Consider the following 16,833-nt stretch of genomic DNA (forward strand, 5'->3'; position numbering starts at 1 on the left):
AAGGGTCGGTCAGCTCCGGAACGCCGCCTCGTCCTCGGCGTGCAGGACGCACCAGACCACCTTGCCGTCCGGCAAGGGGGTGCTGCCCCAGCGTCGGGCCACCGTGTCGATGAGCAGCAGCCCGCGACCGCCAGCGGAGTTCAGCGGCGCCGGCCCGGCGTACGCGGGCCGCCGGGCGGAGTGGTCGCGTACCGCCAGGTGCAGGGCGCCGTCCCGGGGCGCGACCCGGACCGTCATCGGCGTGCCGGCGTGGGCGACCACGTTGTTCACCATCTCGGTCACCGCGATGCAGGCCGGCTCGGCCAGGTCCGGCACACCCCACCGGCCGCAGCCGTCGGTGAGCAGGGCGCGGGCCTCCCGGGCCGCCGCCACCACGGCCGGCAGGTCGGCGTTCAGCACCGCCGCCAGCGGCGCGTCGACCAGGGCGGCCTGCGCCTCGTCCAGGGACGGGTAGACCGGGGCCCCGTCGGGGTCGAGCGCCGGGTCGGGGGCGCCGGGGACGGGCGGGTCGAGTACGAGCAGCCCGGCCGCCGGCCAGTCGGCCACCGTGCGGTGCACCTCGTCGAGGACGGCGCGGGCCCGCGGGCCGACGATCCGGACCCCGGACAGGTCGACGATCACCGGGCCGGGTCGCTGCCACAGACGCGCCAGCAGGGCGTCGCGGACGGGGGCGGTCCCGGCCGGGTCGAGCACGCCGGTCAACCTGACGATCGCGGACGACTCGTCCGCCTCCACCAGGCATCGCACGTCCGTCGGCATGATCGTCCCATTGTGCATGCCAGTTGGGGGACGCGCATCCGGCCGCTTCGCGGGAATCATCCGCGTTCCGCCCGGGAGCGCCGGGCCATCGCGGCCACGGTGCCGACCGCGGTGCCCGCCGCGGCGAGCCCGAACGCCGCCGTCATCCGGACCAGCTGCCGGCGCCGACCGTGCCAGCCTCCGGACCGGTCGGCCTCCGCGTCGGGCCGGAACACGTTGCCGGTGCTGTCCAGGGCCACCCGCGGGCCGAACTGAGTGCGGGCGGCGTACCAGCCGAGCAGCCGCTCGGCCAGCGCCGGGGCGAGCCGCCACTGGATGCCGAGCAGCCGGGCGGCGCCGCCCGCGTACGCCTCGCGGCGGGGCCGGCGCAGCAGCCGGACGATCGTCTCGGCCACCACCTCCGGCGGATAGACCGGCGGGAGCGGGGTCAGTTCCCGACCGCTGTGGTTGGCGGCGTGCCGGTAGAACGGGGTGTCGATGCTGGCCGGCAGCACGGTGCAGATGGAGATGTTGCCCCGTCCGGTGACCCGCAGCTCCTGCCGGACCGTGTCGGCCAGGCCGCGGATGCCGTGCTTGGTGACGTTGTACGCCGACTGGTAGGGGACGGCCGCCTCGGCCAGCACCGAGGCGTTGTTGATCAGGACCCCGCCGCCGGCCGCGTCCAGCCAGGGCAGCGCCGCCTTCGTCCCGTACACCGCGCCGAGCAGGTTCACCGCCACCACCCGGCGGAACTCCTCGACCGGGATCTCGTCGAAGAGCCCGACCGCGCTCACCGCCGCGTTGTTGATCCAGGCGTCGATGCGGCCGAACTCCGCCGCGGCCCGTGCGGCGAGCACCCGTACCGCCTCCGGGTCGGTCACGTCGGTGGGCACCGCCAGCGCCCGCCCGCCCAACTCCCGGCAGCGCGCGGCGACCCGGTGCAGCGCCTCCTCGGTGCGGGCCGCCAGCACCACGTCGGCGCCCCGGCGGGCCAGCGCGTACGCGGTGGCCGCGCCGATCCCGCTGGAGGCGCCGGTGATCACGACCGTGGCGTCGTCGAGGCTGCGGGTGAGAGGCATTTCTGGCCGGTACCCCCGGTCCGGGCCGGTCATGCCGCCGGGAATGCCCGGATCATGGTTCGCCCCGCCACAGATCCGGGCAGGCGTCACCTACCCGGCGGAAAGTCGGGCCGCCGCCCCGGCACCCGGTCCGCCGGACCGCTCCCGATCTGCCAGGTTTCGGCGCACCGGGGCCGGGTTAATGGGACCCTCTGACCGGAGGACCCAACGCTGGATAGAACGCATGGAGGTGCACCATGCGCGTCGGCCTTGTGTGTGCGCACGCCGGCCCGTCCGTCGACGGTCCCGCCGTCGGCACACACCAGCACATCGCGCGGGTCGCGGCCGAACTCGCCGTACGGGGTCACGACGTCCGGGTCTACGAGCGCCGCGACGAGCCGGCCCAGCCGGACGCCACCGAGGTGGACGGCTACCGGCTGGAGCGGGTGCCGGTCGGCCCGCCCGACCCGCTGCCCACCGCCGAGCTGGTCCCGTACGTGGCCGAGTTCGGCGGCTGGCTGGCACGCCGCTGGTCCGCCGACTGGTCGCCGGAGGTGGTGCACGGGCACTACTGGCTGGGCGGTCTCGCCGCCGCGCACGCCGTCCGGGAGACCGACATCCCGGTCGTGCAGACCTTCCACTCGCTCGGCATCGAGCAGCTGCGCCACCTCGGCCAGCGGTACGACGGGCCGGGCGAGCGGATCCCGCTGGAGCGGGCGCTGACCCGGGCGGTCGACATCGCCGTCGCCCAGTGCAACGACGAGGTCGACGAGCTGACCCGGATGGGGCTGCAACGCACCGCCGTGGCGATGGTGCCGACCGGGGTGGACACCACGCAGTTCCACCCCGACGGCGAGGCCGCGCCCCGGGACCAGCGGGCCCGCATCCTCTCCGTCGGCGGGCTCTCGCCCGGCCACGGCCAGGACGACCTGATCCGGGCGATGCGCTTGGTCGGCGACGCCGAGCTGGTGATCGCCGGCGGTCCGCCCGCCGAGCAGCTCGCCGACCACGCCGAGGCCCGCCGGCTCCGCGAGCTGGCCGAGCGGACCGGGGTGGCCGAGCAGGTGAAGCTGGTCGGCGCGGTGCCGCACGACCAGATGGCCACCTGGTACCGCTCGGCCGACGTGGTCGCCTGCACCCCGCACTACTCCTCGGCCGGGCGGGTGTCGCTGGAGGCGATGGCCTGCGGCGTGCCGGTGGTCGGCTACGCGATGGGCGGCATCGCCGACGCCGTGGTCGACGAGGTCACCGGCCGGCTGGTCCCGCCCGGCGACGTACGCACCCTCGGCGTCGCCCTGCGCCGGCTGCTCGCCGACAACGCCGGGCGGTTCGCGTACGGGCACGCCGCGGTGGACCGGGTCCGGTGCAGCTACACCTGGGAGCGGACGGCCGGCGCGCTGGAGCGGCTCTACGAGCGGGTGATCGGCCGCCGCAAGCCGGCCGAGCCGGCCGAGCCGGCGGAGGTCCGCCAGCCCGTCGAGGTGGCCGCCGAGCAGCGCGGCCCGGTCGAGGCGGCCTGACCCTCGCCGCCCGCGTCGATCCGGCGATCGGATCGCGGCAGGTCGGGGGTCCGAGGCGCCGGGCAGCACGGTCTGCGGCGGGTCGAGCCGATCAACCCGCGCGGTCGGCCGGATTCGGGAAGGCTCGGCGACCGGCGCGGGCGGTGGCGCCGGCAGTGATCATCGGACGCTCCCGCTCCCGGGCGACCGCGTGGTGGTGCTGCGGCTCCGCGTACCGGGTGAGGCCGACCACCGAGACCAGCGTGGCCAGGAAGCCGAGCCCCGCCAGCCACTCCCGTCCCGGCCAGATCCGGTCGTTGAGCAGCAGCAGGCCGATGATCGCCGCGGGCACCGCTCCGGCGGCGTCCATCGCGGCCACCGCCGCCGTGGTCGAGCCGCGCTGCATCGCCAGCCCCAGCAGCAGCTGCCCGACCACCGAGTGCGCGACCAGCAGGTAGAGCAGCGGGTCCCGGACGAACGCCTCCGCCGTGTCGGCCGAGGCGAGCGGCCGGGCGGCCACCGCGGCGGCGGAGAACGCCATCCCGGCCAGCGAGCCGAGCGCCACCGAACCGGGCGCACCGCGGAGCCGGACGGCGAAGAACCCGAGGACGGAGATCACCACCACCGCGACCGCCAGGCCGACCAGCCCGGCGGTGCCGAGTTGTCGGGAGGGCGCCGGCCGGGCGGCCAGCACCAGCGCGGTGATCCCGCCGAAGAGCAGCGCCAGCAGGGCGATCTCGGCGGCCGGCAGGCGCCACTTGAGCACCACCACCCCGATCACCGCGGTCACCCCCAGCCCGGCCGCCACGCTGGCCTGGACCAGGAACAACGGCAGGTCGCGGCGGGCCAGGAAGGCCAGGACGAATCCGGTGACCTGGCAGAACAGCCCGACCAGGTAGGTGCGGTGGCCGGCCAGCCGGAGCAGCAGCCCCGGGTCGAAGGTGTGGTGCACGGTGGTTCGGGCCGCCGCGACCGACTGGAGCAGGTTGGCGAAGCCGTACGCGACGATCATCGCCGCCAGGAAACACCAACCGGAGGACACCACCTGGCGAGGATAGAGGCTACCGGCGGGTCAGTGCTCGGCCGGCCGGCCGAGCCGGGCCAGGATGTCGTCGTGCAGCCGCCCGTTGGTGGCGATCGCGCTGTTCTCGCCGCCGGCCGGCGCCGGGCTTCCGGACAGGTCGGTGAACCTGCCCCCCGCCTCGGTGACGATCGGCACCAGGGCGGCGATGTCCCAGAGCGACAGCTCCGGCTCCGCCATCACGTCCAGTGCCCCCTCGGCCAGCAGCATGTAGCCGTAGAAGTCGCCGTAGGCCCGGCTGCGCCAGACGTCCCGCATGAGCTGCAGGACCGCCTCCAGCCGGCCCGCCGCCTCCCAGCCGGTGAGCGACGAGTAGCAGAAGCTGGCGTCGGCCAGGCCGGTCACCCCGGAGACCCGGATCGGCGCGCCGGAGGCCAGGTCCGGGCCCGCGTACGCGCCCGCGCCGAGGGCCGCCCACCAGCGCCGGCCGAGCGCCGGGGCGGAGACCAGGCCGAGGACCGGACGGTCCCCCTCCAGCAGGGCGATCAGTGTCGCCCAGACCGGGACACCCCGGACGAAGTTCTTCGTGCCGTCGATCGGGTCGACGACCCAGCGCCGCCCGTCCGGGCCGGTGGCGGGCTGCTCGCCGTACTCCTCGCCGAGCAGGCCGTCGCCGGGGCGGTGGGTGGCCAGCAGGGCGCGGATCTCCCGCTCCACGGCGGTGTCCGCGTCGGAGACCGGGGTCAGGTCCGGCTTCGACTCGACCCGCAGGTCGAGGGCGCGGAACCGGGCCGTGGCGACGGCATCGGCGGCGTCGGCGAGCCGGTGGGCGAGGGCGAGGTCGTCGGCGTACCCGGTCATGGCCGAAACGGTAGCGAGGCCCGGACCCGGACCTCGGCGCCGGGTCGCCGGCGTCCGCCGATCAGGATCCGGGTCGCCGGGACGTCGACGTCCGTGGTCAGGAGCCGGCGAGCGGATCGCCGGGGTTGCGCTCGACCTCCCGCGGGTCGCCCTCGCCGCTGCGTGAGGCCAGCAGCCGACGGTACGACGCCAGCCGGCGCGGGTCGGCCTTGCCGGCGGCGACCCAGGCGTCCAGCGCGCAGTCCGTCTCCTCGGCGGTGTGCTGGCAGTTCGCCGGGCAGTCGACCGTCCCCTCCACCAGGTCGGGGAAGCCGTGCAGCAGGCTCTCCGCGGAGACGTGCGCCAGCCCGAAGCTGCGTACCCCGGGGGTGTCGATGATCCAGCCCGGGTCACCGGTGGCGCCGGGCGCCGGTGGCAGCCGCAGCGCCACGGCGCTGGTCGAGGTGTGCCGGCCCCGGCCGATCGCGCTGACCGCGCCGACCGCCCGGTCGGCCTCCGGGACGAGCCGGTTGACCAGCGTCGACTTGCCCACCCCGGAGTGGCCGACCAGCACCGACACCCGGCCGGCGAGCAGCGCGAGCAGCGCGTCCAGCGAGGAGTCCGGCCGGATCAGCACGTACGGCAGCTCCAGCTCGGTGTAGTAGTCGAGGACCGCCTCCGGGCCGGCCAGGTCGGCCTTGGTCAGGCAGAGCAGCGGCTCGATGTCGGCGTCGTACGCGGCCACCAGGCAGCGGTCGATGAACCCGGTTCGCGGCGGCGGGTCGGCCAGCGCGCTGACGATCACCAACTGGTCGGCGTTGGCCACCACCACCCGTTCCAGCCGCCCCTCGGCGGTGGTGGCGTCGTCCTCCGCGGTGCGCCGCAGCACCGACCTGCGCTCGGCGATCCGGACGATCCGGGCCAGCGCGCCCGGCGCCCCCGAGGTGTCGCCGACCAGCCCGACCCGGTCGCCGACCACCACGGATTTGCGGCCCAGCTCCCGGGCGCGCATCGCGGTGATCGTCGGGGCGTCCGGCCCGGCGTCCGGGAGCACGCAGGTGTAGCGGCCCCGGTCGACGGCGATCACGAACCCGTCGACCGCGTTCTCGTGCCGCGGCCGGGTCCGGGTACGCGGGCGCGAGGGCTTCCCGGGTCGGACCCGGACGTCGTCCTCGTCGTACTCCCGCCGTCTGGTCGCCAGGACGTCCCCCCGTCGCGTCAGTTCTTGCCGGTCACCATCCCTGACCATAGTGCCGGGAACTCCGGCATGGTCTTCGAGGTGCAGGCCACGTCGTCCACCTCGATGCCCGGGACGGCCAGCCCGGCCACCGCCGCGGCGTGCGCCATCCGGTGGTCGGCGTACGTCCGGAAGGTGCCGCCGCGCAGCGGCCGGGGCCGGATCTCCAGCCCGTCGGCGGACTCGGTGATGTCCGCCCCCAGCGCGGCGAACTCTCTGGCCAGGGCCGCGATCCGGTCGGTCTCGTGCCCCCGGATGTGCCCGATCCCGGTCAGCCGGGACGGCGAGTCGGCGAGCATCGCCAGCGCGGTCAGTGCCGGGGTCAGCTCGCTCACGTCGGAGAGGTCGGCGTCCAGGCCGTGCACCGCGCCGGTGCCCCGCACGGTCAGCCCGGCCGTGCCCAGCGTCACCTCGCCGCCCATCCGGGTCAGCAGGGCGCGGAGCTGCTCGACCGGCTGCATGCTGCTGCGCGGCCAGCCCTGGAGGGTCACCTCACCGCCGGTGACCAGCGCGGCGGCGAAGAACGGCACCGCGCCGGACAGGTCCGGCTCGATCTCCCAGCCCCGCCCGGTCAGCGGGCCGGGCTCGACGGCCCAGACGTCCGGGGTGGTGTCGTCCACCGCGGCCCCGGCGGCCCGCAGCATCTGCACGGTCATCCGCAGGTGCGGCGCGGACGGCACCGGCGGCCCCTCGTGCCGGACCACCACGCCCCGGTCGAACCGGGGCGCGGCCAGCAGCAGGCCGGAGACGAGCTGGCTGGAGGCAGAGGCGTCGATGACCACCTCGCCGCCGGCGACCCGGCCGGCGCCGAGGACGGCCAGCGGCAGGCTGCCGGTCGCCGGCGTGTCGATCCGTACGCCGAGCGAGCGCAGCGCCCCGATCAGCGGGCCGAGCGGGCGGACCCGGGCCTGCGGGTCGCCGTCGAAGGTGACCCGGCCCGCGGCGAGGCCCGCCACCGGCGGCAGGAACCGCATCACCGTGCCGGCCAGGCCGACGTCCACGTGGGCCGGGCCGACCAGTTGGTGCGGCCGGACCAGCCAGCGTTCGTCGTCGGAGACCGACACGTGCGCGCCCAGCTCGCGCAGCCCGCCGGCCATCAGCTCGGTGTCCCGGGCGCGCAGCGGCCGGGCGAGCGTCGACGGCCCGCTGGCCAGGGCGCTGAGCACCAGGGCCCGGGCGGTCATCGACTTGGAGCCGGGCAGGCGCAGCGTGATGCCGACCGGGTCGGTGGCGGTCGGCGCCGTCCATGGCTGCGGCGGACGCGTTGCGGTCAGATTCCCCACGGTCACATTGTGCCAATTCGTGCGGCCGGGGGAACCGCCCCTCGTCCCAGCTCCCGGTTGGCGGGACAGCCGGACGGGCCGTGGCGCGTTAGCGTGTGCGCCATGTGCGGGAGGTACGCGACGAGCCGGAGTGCGGGCGACCTGAGCGCGCTGTTCGAGTCGTACGACGAGACCGGCGGCGCGGTCGGCCCGGACTTCAATGTCGCCCCGACCGATCCGGTGCCGCTGGTCCGGTTGGCCCCCGAGGGGCACCGCGCGCTCTCGGTCGGCCGCTGGGGGCTGGTGCCGCACTGGTCGCGGAGCGCCGCCGGCGCGGCCCGCATGATCAACGCGCGGGCGGAGACCGTGGCGACCAGCCGGGCGTACGCCCCGTCCTTCGCCCGCCGGCGCTGCCTGGTCCCCGCCGACGGCTGGTACGAGTGGGTCCGCGAGCCGGACGGAAAGCGGCAGCCCTACTACATGACCCCGAAGGACGGCTCGGTGCTCGCCTTCGCCGGCATCTGGTCGGTGTGGCAGTCCGCCGACCGGGAGCTGCTCACCTTCAGCGTGCTGACCACGGCGGCGGTGGGCGAGCTGGCCGAGGTGCACGACCGGATGCCGCTGCTGCTGCCGCCGGAGCGCTGGGCGTCCTGGCTGGGGCCGGCCGGAGAACCGGGCGACCTGCTCGTGCCGCCGGCGCCGGAGTGGCTCGCCCGGCTGGAGATCCGCCCGGTGTCCCCGGCGGTCGGTGACGTCCGCAACGACGGTCCCGGGCTCACCGCTCGGGTCGCGCCGGCGCCTCGGGAGGCCGTCTCGGAAATGACGCTGTTCTGATCACTCTCGGCACATTGTCGTGTGCTGATTTGCTGGGGTTGCGCCTGAATCGTCGCCCGGCTTTTTTGCCATGTTTAGCCCAGAGTCTTGTCCCCGTGTCCGCGAGTGCGATAGAACACAGCGCCGGCGTTGGGCGTCTGTTCGCACGGGGCGGATGACACCCATCGATCTTCTCATGATCAGAGCCGGTCCCACGGGGGAGGTGGGTGTATTGACACGGGCACGTATGCCGCGCCCGCATGAGGTGGCCGCCGCGCGACGGGACCCGCGACTGCTGCGGGCGTTGCGGGAGCGGCGACAGGACGAGGCGTGGCGGACCAGAGGAACCTGCCAGAGCGTGGATCCGGAGACCTTCTTTCCGGCGCCCAACGAACCGGCCGACGCGGCCGTCACGCTCTGCCGCAGTTGTGACGTCCAGGGATCCTGTCTGGCCTGGGCGCTGGAGGTGGGGGACTGCCACGGCGTCTGGGGCGGCACCACGCCACGCGAACGGCGGGCGATGCTCGTCGCCTGGCGCAGCGAGGTGCAACCGGATCCGGACGTCGCCGACGAGGCCGGCCCGCCGGTCCGCGACCGGCTGCTCACGCTGGTGCCGTTGAGCTGATTTCCGCGCGTCGCCCGTACCCTTCCCGGGGTGCGGGCGACGGCATTTCCGCCCCTTTCGGCCGCCCGCCATCGGGTCGGACGCAGAATGTGCCGGTGCGGCAGACCGACGAGATTCCCACGCCCCGCGGACCGGCCCGGGTCGACACCGACGTGCCGGACGGCGGGTACACCACCGTTCTGGTGCTCGGCCACGGCGCGGGCGGCGACGTGGCCGCCCCGGACCTGGTCGCGGTCCGGGACGCGGTGGTCGCCGCCGGGGTCGGCGTGGTGCGGGTGACCCAGCCGTACCGGGTCGCCGGCCGGCGCGCGCCCGCGCCCGCCGGGCACCTCGACGAGGCGTGGACGGCCGTGCTGGCGGTGCTCCGGGAGCGCCACCCCGACGTCGCCCGCTGGGTGGTCGGCGGCCGGTCCAGCGGTGCCAGGGTCGCCTGCCGTACCGCCACCGCAGTGGGTGCCGCCGGCATCGTCGCCCTCGCCTTCCCGCTGCACCCGCCGGGCCGCCCGGAGCGCTCCCGCGCCGACGAGCTGCGTACCGGCCTGCCCACCCTGGTGGTCAACGGGGACCGGGACCCGTTCGGGATGCCCCAGCCCGGGCCGGACGTCGAGGTGGTGACCCGCCCGGGTGAGCGGCACGACCTGCGCGGCGATCCCGCCGGCACGGCCGAGGTGGTACGCGACTGGCTGCGCGCCCGTGGCTGGACGCCCAGCTGACGAGGTGGCCCGGTCCCGCTTCGAGATCGTGCCCGAGCCGGGAAGTAGTGGCCTCCAGGTCACGGCGAGACCACCACTTCCGGGATCGAGCGTGATCTCGGCCGGGGCGGGCGCAGGGGTGATCTTGCGAGGGGCGACGCGTGACCGGGGGCGGCGGCGGGTCGTTGCATCGGATGGTGCCGCCCACCCGGTTCGGGTGATCGGGGCCATCCTCCCAGGCCCTTCCTGGTCCCAGCGTCGGTCGCGGCCGAGGCCGGGACCAGGAACGGCGGCCGGCGGCGGAATGTGGCGCCCGGCGCCGGGCGTTACTAACCCCGGACGACATTTCCAGCCGAGGGGGGTGACCGGTGCCGACCGAGACACGGAGCCGGGAGCGGGACGAACAGGACGCGCGGCAGCTCAGGCAGCTGCTCGACGCGCCGGAGTGGCCCGCGGCGGCGTCGGCCGTGAGCACCAGCACACAGTCCGGAAGTGAATCTGCCGGCAGCTGGGTACGCGTATCCTCGGCGGGAAAGCATCCGACGCGAGGGGATGTGCGGTTGACCACCGAGAAGACGGACGAGCGCAGGGCCCGCTTCGAGCGGGACGCGATGCCCTTCGTCGATCAGCTCTACGCTGCCGGGCTGCGGATGACGCGCAACCCGGCGGATGCCGAGGACCTGGTCCAGGAGACGTACCTGAAGGCGTACGCGGCCTTCCACCAGTTCGAGCAGGGCACGAACCTGAAGGCCTGGCTCTACCGGATCCTGACCAACACCTACATCAACTCCTACCGGAAGCGGCAGCGCCAGCCCGTCCAGGCACCCACGGACGAGATCACTGACTGGCAGCTCGCCGAGGCCGAGTCGCACACCTCCAGCGGGCTGCGCTCCGCGGAGACCGAGGCGCTGGACCGGCTGCCGGACAGCGACGTCAAGGAGGCCCTCCAGCAGTTGCCGGAGGAGTTCCGCCTGGCGGTCTACCTGACCGACGTCGAGGGCTTCTCCTACAAGGAGGTCGCCGACATCATGGGCACGCCGATCGGCACGGTGATGTCCCGGCTGCACCGCGGTCGACGTAATCTGCGCAAGCTGCTCGAGCAGTACGCGGCGGAGCGGGGCTTCACCGCCGCGCCGTCGAAGGGTTCGACCGCTGCCGCCGGTCGGGAGGTGTGACGTGAGCTGTGGGAAGCCGCATGAGACGGACTGCCGCGAGGTGCTTGCTGAGGTCTACCTCTACCTGGATGTGGAGTGCGGCGAGGAGCGGCGCGTCCTGATCCGGGAGCACCTGGAGGAGTGCGGGCCCTGCCTGCGCGAGTACGGCATCGAGCAGGAGGTGAAGGCGCTGGTCGCCCGCTGCTGCGGCAACGAGACCGCGCCCGAGCAGTTGCGCGAGCGGCTGCGGGTCCGCCTGAGCGAGTTGGTGGTCTTCGAGACCACGGAGTCCCGCGAGCTCACCGACTGAGCGACCGCGACACGACGGGAAAACACCGGTGGCCCGGGTCCGCACGGACCCGGGCCACCGGTGTCTCCGGCCAGAGGGCCGGTGCTGATCGGCGCGCCGATCAGGCGTTGGGGCGCTTGCCGTGGTTGGCGGCGCTCTTCTTGCGGGCCCTCTTCCTACGTGCCTTCTTCGCCATGCTCTGCCTCCTTGTGCTGGTCACGGTCCGGCCGCGAGGAGCGCGGCGAGGTCGCGTACCGGTCCACCGGCGGTGCGGGGACCGACCCGCTGATGCTAGTGCCGGCCACGGCCGCCCGGGTCCGGCGGGGGCGGAAGACAGGGGTTCGGGTGTGACCGGAGCCATGATTGGATACCGTTCGCAGGCACACCGGTGGAGAGGGAGGGCCAAGGATGGCCGAGGAGATCCGCGCCGAGATGGTGGCGAACGTCTGGAAGGTCGTCGCGTCGGCCGGGGACACGGTGTCCGAAGGGGACACGCTGGTGATCCTGGAGTCGATGAAGATGGAGATCCCGGTGGTCGCCGAATCCGACGGTGTGGTGCAGCAGATCGCGGTCAACGAGGGTGACGTCGTGCAGGACGGCGACCTGATCGCGGTGATCGGTTGACCGGCCTGGTCGTCCGCCGGGCGGAACCGGCGGACCACCCCGCGGTCGCCCGCCTGACCGTCGCCGCGTACGAGGCGGACGGCCAGCTCAAGGGCGAGAACGGCTACGGCGCGGTGCTCGCCGACGTGGCCACCCGGGCGGAGACCGGTGAGGTGCTGGTCGCCGTGGACGAGGTGACCGGAGCGGTGCTGGGTGCAGTGACGTTCGTGCTGGCCGGCACCCCGTACGCCGAACTGTCCGGACCGGGCGAGGCCGAGTTCCGGATGCTCGCGGTCGACCCGGCCGCGCAGGGCCGGGGTGCCGGGAAGGCCCTGGTCCGGGCCTGCGTCGCCCGGGCGACCGAGCTGGGTTGCTCGGCCGTGGTGATCTGCGTGCGCAGCGGCATGGCCGCGGCGGCGCACCGGCTCTACGAGCGGCTCGGCTTCGTCCGGGTGCCGGAGAAGGACTGGTCCCCGCTGCCCGGTGTCGAGCTGCTCGGCCTGCGGCTGGACCTGCCCGCGCGCGGCTGACCGGAGGGCCGCCGCCGAGGCGGCCCGGCGCCGACCGGCCCGGTCAGCCGGCGTCGGCGATCTTCGCCAGCAGCTCGTCGGCGACGTCCAGGGCGATCTTCTTCCGCTCGTCCTGGGTGATGCCCGGGGCGCGGATGGCGAACCAGCTGGTGTGCACGGCGAACAGGCACAGCGTGCCCCGGAGCTGGGCCTGCGGCGACTCGTCGCCCCGGCACAGCTCGTTGGCCAGCTGCATCATCCGGTCCCGCATCTGCATCCCGGCGCTGAGGCTCTTCAGCACCGTCTGGTTCTGCTCGAAGAAGCGCATCACCGACGGCAGGTCGCCGCTGAACATGGTGTCGGCGTACCGGCTGATCAGTTCGCGGCGGGTGGCCAGGGTGGCGGGCTGGGTACGGGCCCACTCGATCAGCTCGTCCATCCGGCGCAGCCGGTCCTCGACGAAGCTGTTGACGATCTCGTCCTTGCTCTTGAAGTGGTAGTAGAGGGCGGCCTTGGTCACCCCGAGCCGCTCGGCGATCTCCCGGAGCGAGGTCCGCTCGTACCCCTGCTCGGTGAAGAGTTCCAGCGCGACGGCCTGAATCCGCTCCCGCGTGCCGCCTGTGCTCTCCCTCACCGTTACCACCTATCTCGCTTGACGGGTTTCCGCTATCCAACTTACCGTGCGGCTAGTAAGGTAACTAGCCGGGCGGCAAGTAAGTTAGTCACAGATCTTCGGGGGAGCTTACCCATGAGTCAACCAGCCCAGGCGGCAGCGCGACCGAACGTACGCGTCGTCCTGTTCGGCCTGATGATCGCGATGATGCTCGCGATGCTCGACAACATGATCGTCAGCACCGCGCTGCCGCGGATCGTCGGCGAGTTCGGCGGGGTCGACCACTTCACCTGGGTCGTCACCGCGTACGTGCTGGGCACCACCGTCTCCACCCCGATCTGGGGCAAGCTCGGCGACCTCTACGGGCGCAAGGCCGTCTTCCTCACCTCGGTGGTCATCTTCCTGATCGGCTCCGCGCTCTGCGGCATGTCCGGCTCCACCATGTTCGGCGGGGTCGAGGACGGCATGATCGAGCTGATCGCGTTCCGGGCCGTGCAGGGCCTCGGCGCCGGCGGCCTGATGGTCGGCGTCATGGCGATCATCGGTGACCTGGTGCCGCCCCGTGAGCGGGGCCGCTACCAGGGCATGATCGCCGGCATCATGGCGATCGCGATGGTGGCCGGACCGCTGGTCGGCGGCTTCATCACCGACAACCTCTCCTGGCGCTGGGCGTTCTACGTCAACCTGCCGCTGGGTGGCCTGGCCCTGCTGGTCCTCGCCAGCACCATGCACCTGCCGAAGTACCGCACCGAGCACAAGATCGACTGGCTGGGCGCCGGGCTGCTCTCGGTCGGCATCACCGCGATCGTGCTGATCACCACCTGGGGCGGCAACGAGTACGACTGGGTCTCGCCGCAGATCCTCGGCCTCGCCGCGCTCGCCCTGGTGGCGCTGGTGATCTTCGGCTTCGTGGAGCGCCGGGCCCCCGAGCCGATCCTGCCGCTGGGGCTGTTCGCCAACCGCAACTTCGCGCTGATCTCGCTGATCGGCTTCCTGCTCGGCTTCGCCATGTTCGGCGCGATGAACTTCCTGCCGATGTTCCAGCAGACCGTGCAGGGCGCCTCGGCCACCAACAGCGGCCTGCTGCTCCTCCCGCTGATGTTCGGCATGCTGGTGGTCTCGCTGGCGGTCGGCCGGGCGATCACCAAGACCGGCCGCTACCGCGCCTTCCCGATCATCGGCGGCGTGGTGATGACCGTCGGCATGGGGCTGCTGACCCGGCTCGACGTCGACACCAGCAAGGTGGAGTCCTCGCTCTACATGATCGTGCTCGGCGTCGGCATGGGCTTCCTCATGCAGACCTCGATGCTGATCGCGCAGAACAGCGTCGAGCAGAAGGACCTGGGCGCGGCGAGCGGCGCGGCCACCTTCTTCCGGTCGATCGGCGGCTCGTTCGGCATCTCGCTCTTCGGCGCCATCTTCGCCAACCAGCTCGCCGACTCCGCCGCGGGCGCCGCGTTCAACGGCGGTGGGGGCGAGGGCCGCGGCATGGACCTGGCGAAGCTCAAGGAGCTGACCGGGCCGGTACGGGAGCTGGTCCTCGGCGCCCTGGCCGACGGCATCTCCCACGTCTTCGTCTGGGCGGTGCTGTTCACCGTGGCGGTGCCGGTGCTCGCCTGGTTCATCAAGGAGGTCCCGCTGCGCTCGGCCAACGAGCCCCCGGCCGCTCCGACCACTCCCGAGGAGGAGGCGGAGGCCGCCCTCGGCAAGGCCCCCGTCGCCTGACCCACCCTCCGTCGCGGCCACGCCGTACCCCTGACGGGGTGGCGTGGCCGCGCCCTTTCTCCCACCCCACCCACTCCACTGAAGGTCCGCCCTGATTCACGGAAAGAGTGCCTTTGCCGGCCGTGACAGGGCCACTTTCCGTGAATCAGGGACCTTCGCCGATGGGGGCGGGGGGTCAGGGGCGGAGGAGGGCGCGGAGGCGGTGCCAGAGGCGGCGCCAGGCGCCGGGGCGGCCGCCGGGCGCCGGGCCGGTGATCATGGTGTGGGCCAGGTCCCGGGTGGGTGGGTCGAGGTCCGGGGTGGCCAGCGCCAGGTGGGCCAGCGAGGCGGCGATGGGCACCCGGCGCTCGCGCGCCACCGCCGCCACGTCGGCCAGCCGCTCGGCCACCACCCCGGCCACGTCGGGGCGTACGGCGGGGTCGACCCAGGCGGCGGTGACCAGGGCGAAGAGCGCCGCCTCGGTGATCCAGTCCTCCACGCCCCAGACCAGCTCCAGCAGCACCCGGCGGCGGGTGGACTCGGGCCACGGCTCGTCGGTGCGGTGGTGCAGCAGGCCCAGGCAGGCCCAGACCTGCACGCAGCGCACCCAGAGCGAGGGGTCCTGGCCGGACAGCACCCGGCCCAGCGCGGTGGCCGGCGCCTCGGGCGGGTGCAGCAGCAGGCCGAGCAGGTCGGCCAGCTCCAGGGTGGCCAGTCCCACCGCGGCGTCGTACGCGGCCGGCGGGTGGGGCCAGGCCGGGTGGGCGAGCTGCCGGATCCGTTCCGCCGCCTCGGCCGAGGGCATCGGCAGGGTGGGTGCCGCGATGGTGCCCTCGTACCGCCAGAGCTGGCAGGTGGTGGCCCGGCGCGGTTCCCGGGGGTCCGGCTCGGCCACCGCGGCCACCTCGACGTCCAGCCCCGGCGCGGCCGCCGCCGCGGTCCGCATGGCGCTCGGCGGTTCCAGCGCGTCCAGGCGTACGGCGACCCGGGCCGACTCCTCGCTGCCGAGGGCCCGGCGCAGCGCGTCCAGCACCGGCCCGCCCGCCGGGGTCACCTGGCCCAGCCAGGGCCGGCTGCGGCAGCACTCGGCCAGGTCGCCGTGTTCGTGGCTGTCGTCCGGGTGCTCCCGGACGAAGTCGGCCAGCGCGACCAGGTGGGCGACGTCCCCGTCGCGCTGGAAACGCAGCCGGTGCGCGGTGTGCACCGCGCAGTCGAAGGTCGGGTCCTTCGCGAGGGCCCGGTCGATCCAGTCCAGGGCCTCGTCGAGCCGGCCGTTGTCGGCCAACGTGCCGGCGATGTCGGCATAGACCGCCAGGTCGTCCGGGTCGAGCGCGACGGCTCGGCCGAGGGCGGCGAGCGCGTCCCGGGTCCGTCCGGCGCTGCGGTACGCGTACCCGAGCCAGACCTCGCCGAGCTTGGTGGGCTGTGCGCGTACCCCCCGGGCGGCCCAGGTGACGGCGAGGGCGACCTCGCCGAGGCGGCGGGCCAGCGCGGACGCCGCGCCCAGCAGCAGCGGGTGCCCGGGGTGGACGGTGACCGCGTTGCGGGCCAGCGTGAGGTACGGCCGCAGCGGGTCGCGGAGCCGGCGGGGGACCGGGTCGGGCACCGCCGCGCAGATCTGCATGAGGATCCGGGCGGTCCGTTCCGGGTCGAGCCGTTCGGGCAGCTCGGGGGCGGTCACCCAGGGCACGCCGGCCCAGTCCGCGCCGGGTGCGTAGGCGCTCGCCGCGGCCAGCAGGTCGAGCCCCTCGGCGGGCCGTCCGGCGGCGGCGAGCAGGTGGGCGCGGGCCACCACCGCGCCGACGTACGCGTGGTGGCCGAGCGGGAAGAGTTCCAGGTCGCCGCCGCTGGCGGCGTTCAGCCGGGCGAGCGTCTCGTGCACCTCGGGCAGCGTCGGGGCCTGGACCAGAGCGGCGGCGACGTGGCCGGCGGCGTGCGGCAGGTCCCCCTCGGCCAGCGCGAGCCGCGCGAGCGCGAGCTCCTCCTCGGCGGAGAGCGCGGGGTCGTCCTCGGGCACGTCGTTGTCTCTCGGGTGGTGGGTGGCCGGCCGGGCAAGCCTAGGGGATCACGAATCGTGATGGTGATCAACTGCGCACTACTGCTCGTTCCATTGCTCGTCACGGCCGAACGATGCAAGACTGAGCACGGATCGCGCGGGAATCGCGCAGAAGGGGGT

Annotated in this window: 18 protein-coding genes; 9 read left to right on the top strand and 9 right to left on the bottom strand. The window is 74.1% G+C overall.

The window, feature by feature from the left end:
* Positions 1 to 9: 9 nt before the first annotated feature.
* Both ACGFI9_RS30075 and ACGFI9_RS30080 read right to left on the bottom strand, forming a co-directional pair.
* Positions 10 to 759, bottom strand: coding sequence for an ATP-binding protein (locus tag ACGFI9_RS30075; RefSeq protein ID WP_393183256.1), 750 nt, complete (start codon positions 757 to 759; stop codon positions 10 to 12).
* Positions 760 to 815: 56 nt separating this feature from the next.
* Positions 816 to 1,817, bottom strand: coding sequence for an SDR family oxidoreductase (locus ACGFI9_RS30080; RefSeq protein ID WP_393183257.1), 1,002 nt, complete (start codon positions 1,815 to 1,817; stop codon positions 816 to 818).
* A gap of 236 nt (positions 1,818 to 2,053) precedes the next feature.
* Between ACGFI9_RS30080 and ACGFI9_RS30085 the strand changes: the two genes are divergently transcribed.
* Positions 2,054 to 3,316, top strand: a complete 1,263-nt coding sequence (locus ACGFI9_RS30085; protein ID WP_393183259.1) for a glycosyltransferase — start codon at positions 2,054 to 2,056, stop codon at positions 3,314 to 3,316.
* A gap of 91 nt (positions 3,317 to 3,407) precedes the next feature.
* Here ACGFI9_RS30085 and ACGFI9_RS30090 read toward each other — a convergent pair whose 3' ends face one another.
* The 4 genes from ACGFI9_RS30090 to aroA all read right to left on the bottom strand — a co-directional run bounded on the left by ACGFI9_RS30090 (position 3,408) and on the right by aroA (position 7,676).
* Positions 3,408 to 4,307: a hypothetical protein gene (locus tag ACGFI9_RS30090; RefSeq protein ID WP_393183372.1), complete on the bottom strand. Its 900-nt coding sequence runs from the start codon at positions 4,305 to 4,307 to the stop codon at positions 3,408 to 3,410.
* A gap of 60 nt (positions 4,308 to 4,367) precedes the next feature.
* Complete coding sequence (hisN, locus tag ACGFI9_RS30095) at positions 4,368 to 5,177, bottom strand: histidinol-phosphatase (RefSeq protein WP_393183261.1); 810 nt, start codon at positions 5,175 to 5,177, stop codon at positions 4,368 to 4,370.
* A 97-nt stretch (positions 5,178 to 5,274) separates the two neighbouring features.
* Positions 5,275 to 6,405, bottom strand: coding sequence for a ribosome small subunit-dependent GTPase A (rsgA, locus tag ACGFI9_RS30100; RefSeq protein ID WP_393183263.1), 1,131 nt, complete (start codon positions 6,403 to 6,405; stop codon positions 5,275 to 5,277).
* Positions 6,375 to 7,676 carry a 3-phosphoshikimate 1-carboxyvinyltransferase gene (aroA, locus tag ACGFI9_RS30105; RefSeq protein ID WP_393183265.1) on the bottom strand — a complete coding sequence of 434 codons (1,302 nt, stop codon included), beginning with the start codon at positions 7,674 to 7,676 and terminating at the stop codon, positions 6,375 to 6,377. Before aroA ends, rsgA begins: the two co-directional genes overlap by 31 nt.
* Positions 7,677 to 7,778: 102 nt before the next feature.
* Between aroA and ACGFI9_RS30110 the strand changes: the two genes are divergently transcribed.
* From ACGFI9_RS30110 to rsrA, 5 genes are all read left to right on the top strand, one after another.
* Complete coding sequence (locus ACGFI9_RS30110; RefSeq protein WP_393183266.1) at positions 7,779 to 8,489, top strand: SOS response-associated peptidase; 711 nt, start codon at positions 7,779 to 7,781, stop codon at positions 8,487 to 8,489.
* 211 nt (positions 8,490 to 8,700) lie between these two features.
* The gene (locus tag ACGFI9_RS30115; RefSeq protein ID WP_393183268.1) at positions 8,701 to 9,093 is read left to right on the top strand and encodes a WhiB family transcriptional regulator; all 393 of its coding nucleotides are present in this window, start codon (positions 8,701 to 8,703) and stop codon (positions 9,091 to 9,093) included.
* A 95-nt stretch (positions 9,094 to 9,188) separates the two neighbouring features.
* Positions 9,189 to 9,806, top strand: a complete 618-nt coding sequence (locus tag ACGFI9_RS30120; RefSeq protein ID WP_393183269.1) for an alpha/beta family hydrolase — start codon at positions 9,189 to 9,191, stop codon at positions 9,804 to 9,806.
* Between the two features lie 347 nt (positions 9,807 to 10,153).
* Positions 10,154 to 10,960, top strand: coding sequence for a sigma-70 family RNA polymerase sigma factor (locus tag ACGFI9_RS30125; protein WP_393183270.1), 807 nt, complete (start codon positions 10,154 to 10,156; stop codon positions 10,958 to 10,960).
* A 1-nt stretch (position 10,961) separates the two neighbouring features.
* Complete coding sequence (gene rsrA, locus ACGFI9_RS30130; RefSeq protein ID WP_393183272.1) at positions 10,962 to 11,249, top strand: mycothiol system anti-sigma-R factor; 288 nt, start codon at positions 10,962 to 10,964, stop codon at positions 11,247 to 11,249.
* 100 nt (positions 11,250 to 11,349) lie between these two features.
* Here the strand turns inward: rsrA and ACGFI9_RS30135 are convergent, their stop codons facing one another.
* Positions 11,350 to 11,589: a 50S ribosomal protein bL37 gene (locus ACGFI9_RS30135; protein WP_393183273.1), complete on the bottom strand. Its 240-nt coding sequence runs from the start codon at positions 11,587 to 11,589 to the stop codon at positions 11,350 to 11,352.
* Between the two features lie 47 nt (positions 11,590 to 11,636).
* On the opposite strand from ACGFI9_RS30135, the gene ACGFI9_RS30140 reads away from it, so the two are divergent.
* Together ACGFI9_RS30140 and ACGFI9_RS30145 are read left to right on the top strand one after the other, a co-directional pair.
* Positions 11,637 to 11,852, top strand: coding sequence for a biotin/lipoyl-binding carrier protein (locus ACGFI9_RS30140; protein WP_073834949.1), 216 nt, complete (start codon positions 11,637 to 11,639; stop codon positions 11,850 to 11,852).
* On the top strand, positions 11,849 to 12,361 hold the full coding sequence (locus ACGFI9_RS30145) for a GNAT family N-acetyltransferase (protein ID WP_393183275.1): 513 nt from the start codon (positions 11,849 to 11,851) through the stop codon (positions 12,359 to 12,361). The genes ACGFI9_RS30140 and ACGFI9_RS30145 overlap by 4 nt, the downstream gene beginning before the upstream one ends.
* A gap of 43 nt (positions 12,362 to 12,404) precedes the next feature.
* Here the strand turns inward: ACGFI9_RS30145 and ACGFI9_RS30150 are convergent, their stop codons facing one another.
* Positions 12,405 to 12,974, bottom strand: coding sequence for a TetR/AcrR family transcriptional regulator (locus ACGFI9_RS30150; protein WP_393183277.1), 570 nt, complete (start codon positions 12,972 to 12,974; stop codon positions 12,405 to 12,407).
* A 114-nt stretch (positions 12,975 to 13,088) separates the two neighbouring features.
* Here ACGFI9_RS30150 and ACGFI9_RS30155 point away from each other — a divergent pair, with 114 nt between their 5' ends.
* Positions 13,089 to 14,678 carry an MDR family MFS transporter gene (locus tag ACGFI9_RS30155; protein ID WP_393183279.1) on the top strand — a complete coding sequence of 530 codons (1,590 nt, stop codon included), beginning with the start codon at positions 13,089 to 13,091 and terminating at the stop codon, positions 14,676 to 14,678.
* Positions 14,679 to 14,853: 175 nt separating this feature from the next.
* Here ACGFI9_RS30155 and ACGFI9_RS30160 read toward each other — a convergent pair whose 3' ends face one another.
* Positions 14,854 to 16,674, bottom strand: coding sequence for a tetratricopeptide repeat protein (locus ACGFI9_RS30160; RefSeq protein ID WP_393183281.1), 1,821 nt, complete (start codon positions 16,672 to 16,674; stop codon positions 14,854 to 14,856).
* Between the last annotated feature and the right edge of the window lie 159 nt (positions 16,675 to 16,833).

The organism is Micromonospora sp. NPDC048930 (assembly GCF_043197935.1).
Classification (GTDB): Bacteria; Actinomycetota; Actinomycetes; order Mycobacteriales; family Micromonosporaceae; genus Micromonospora.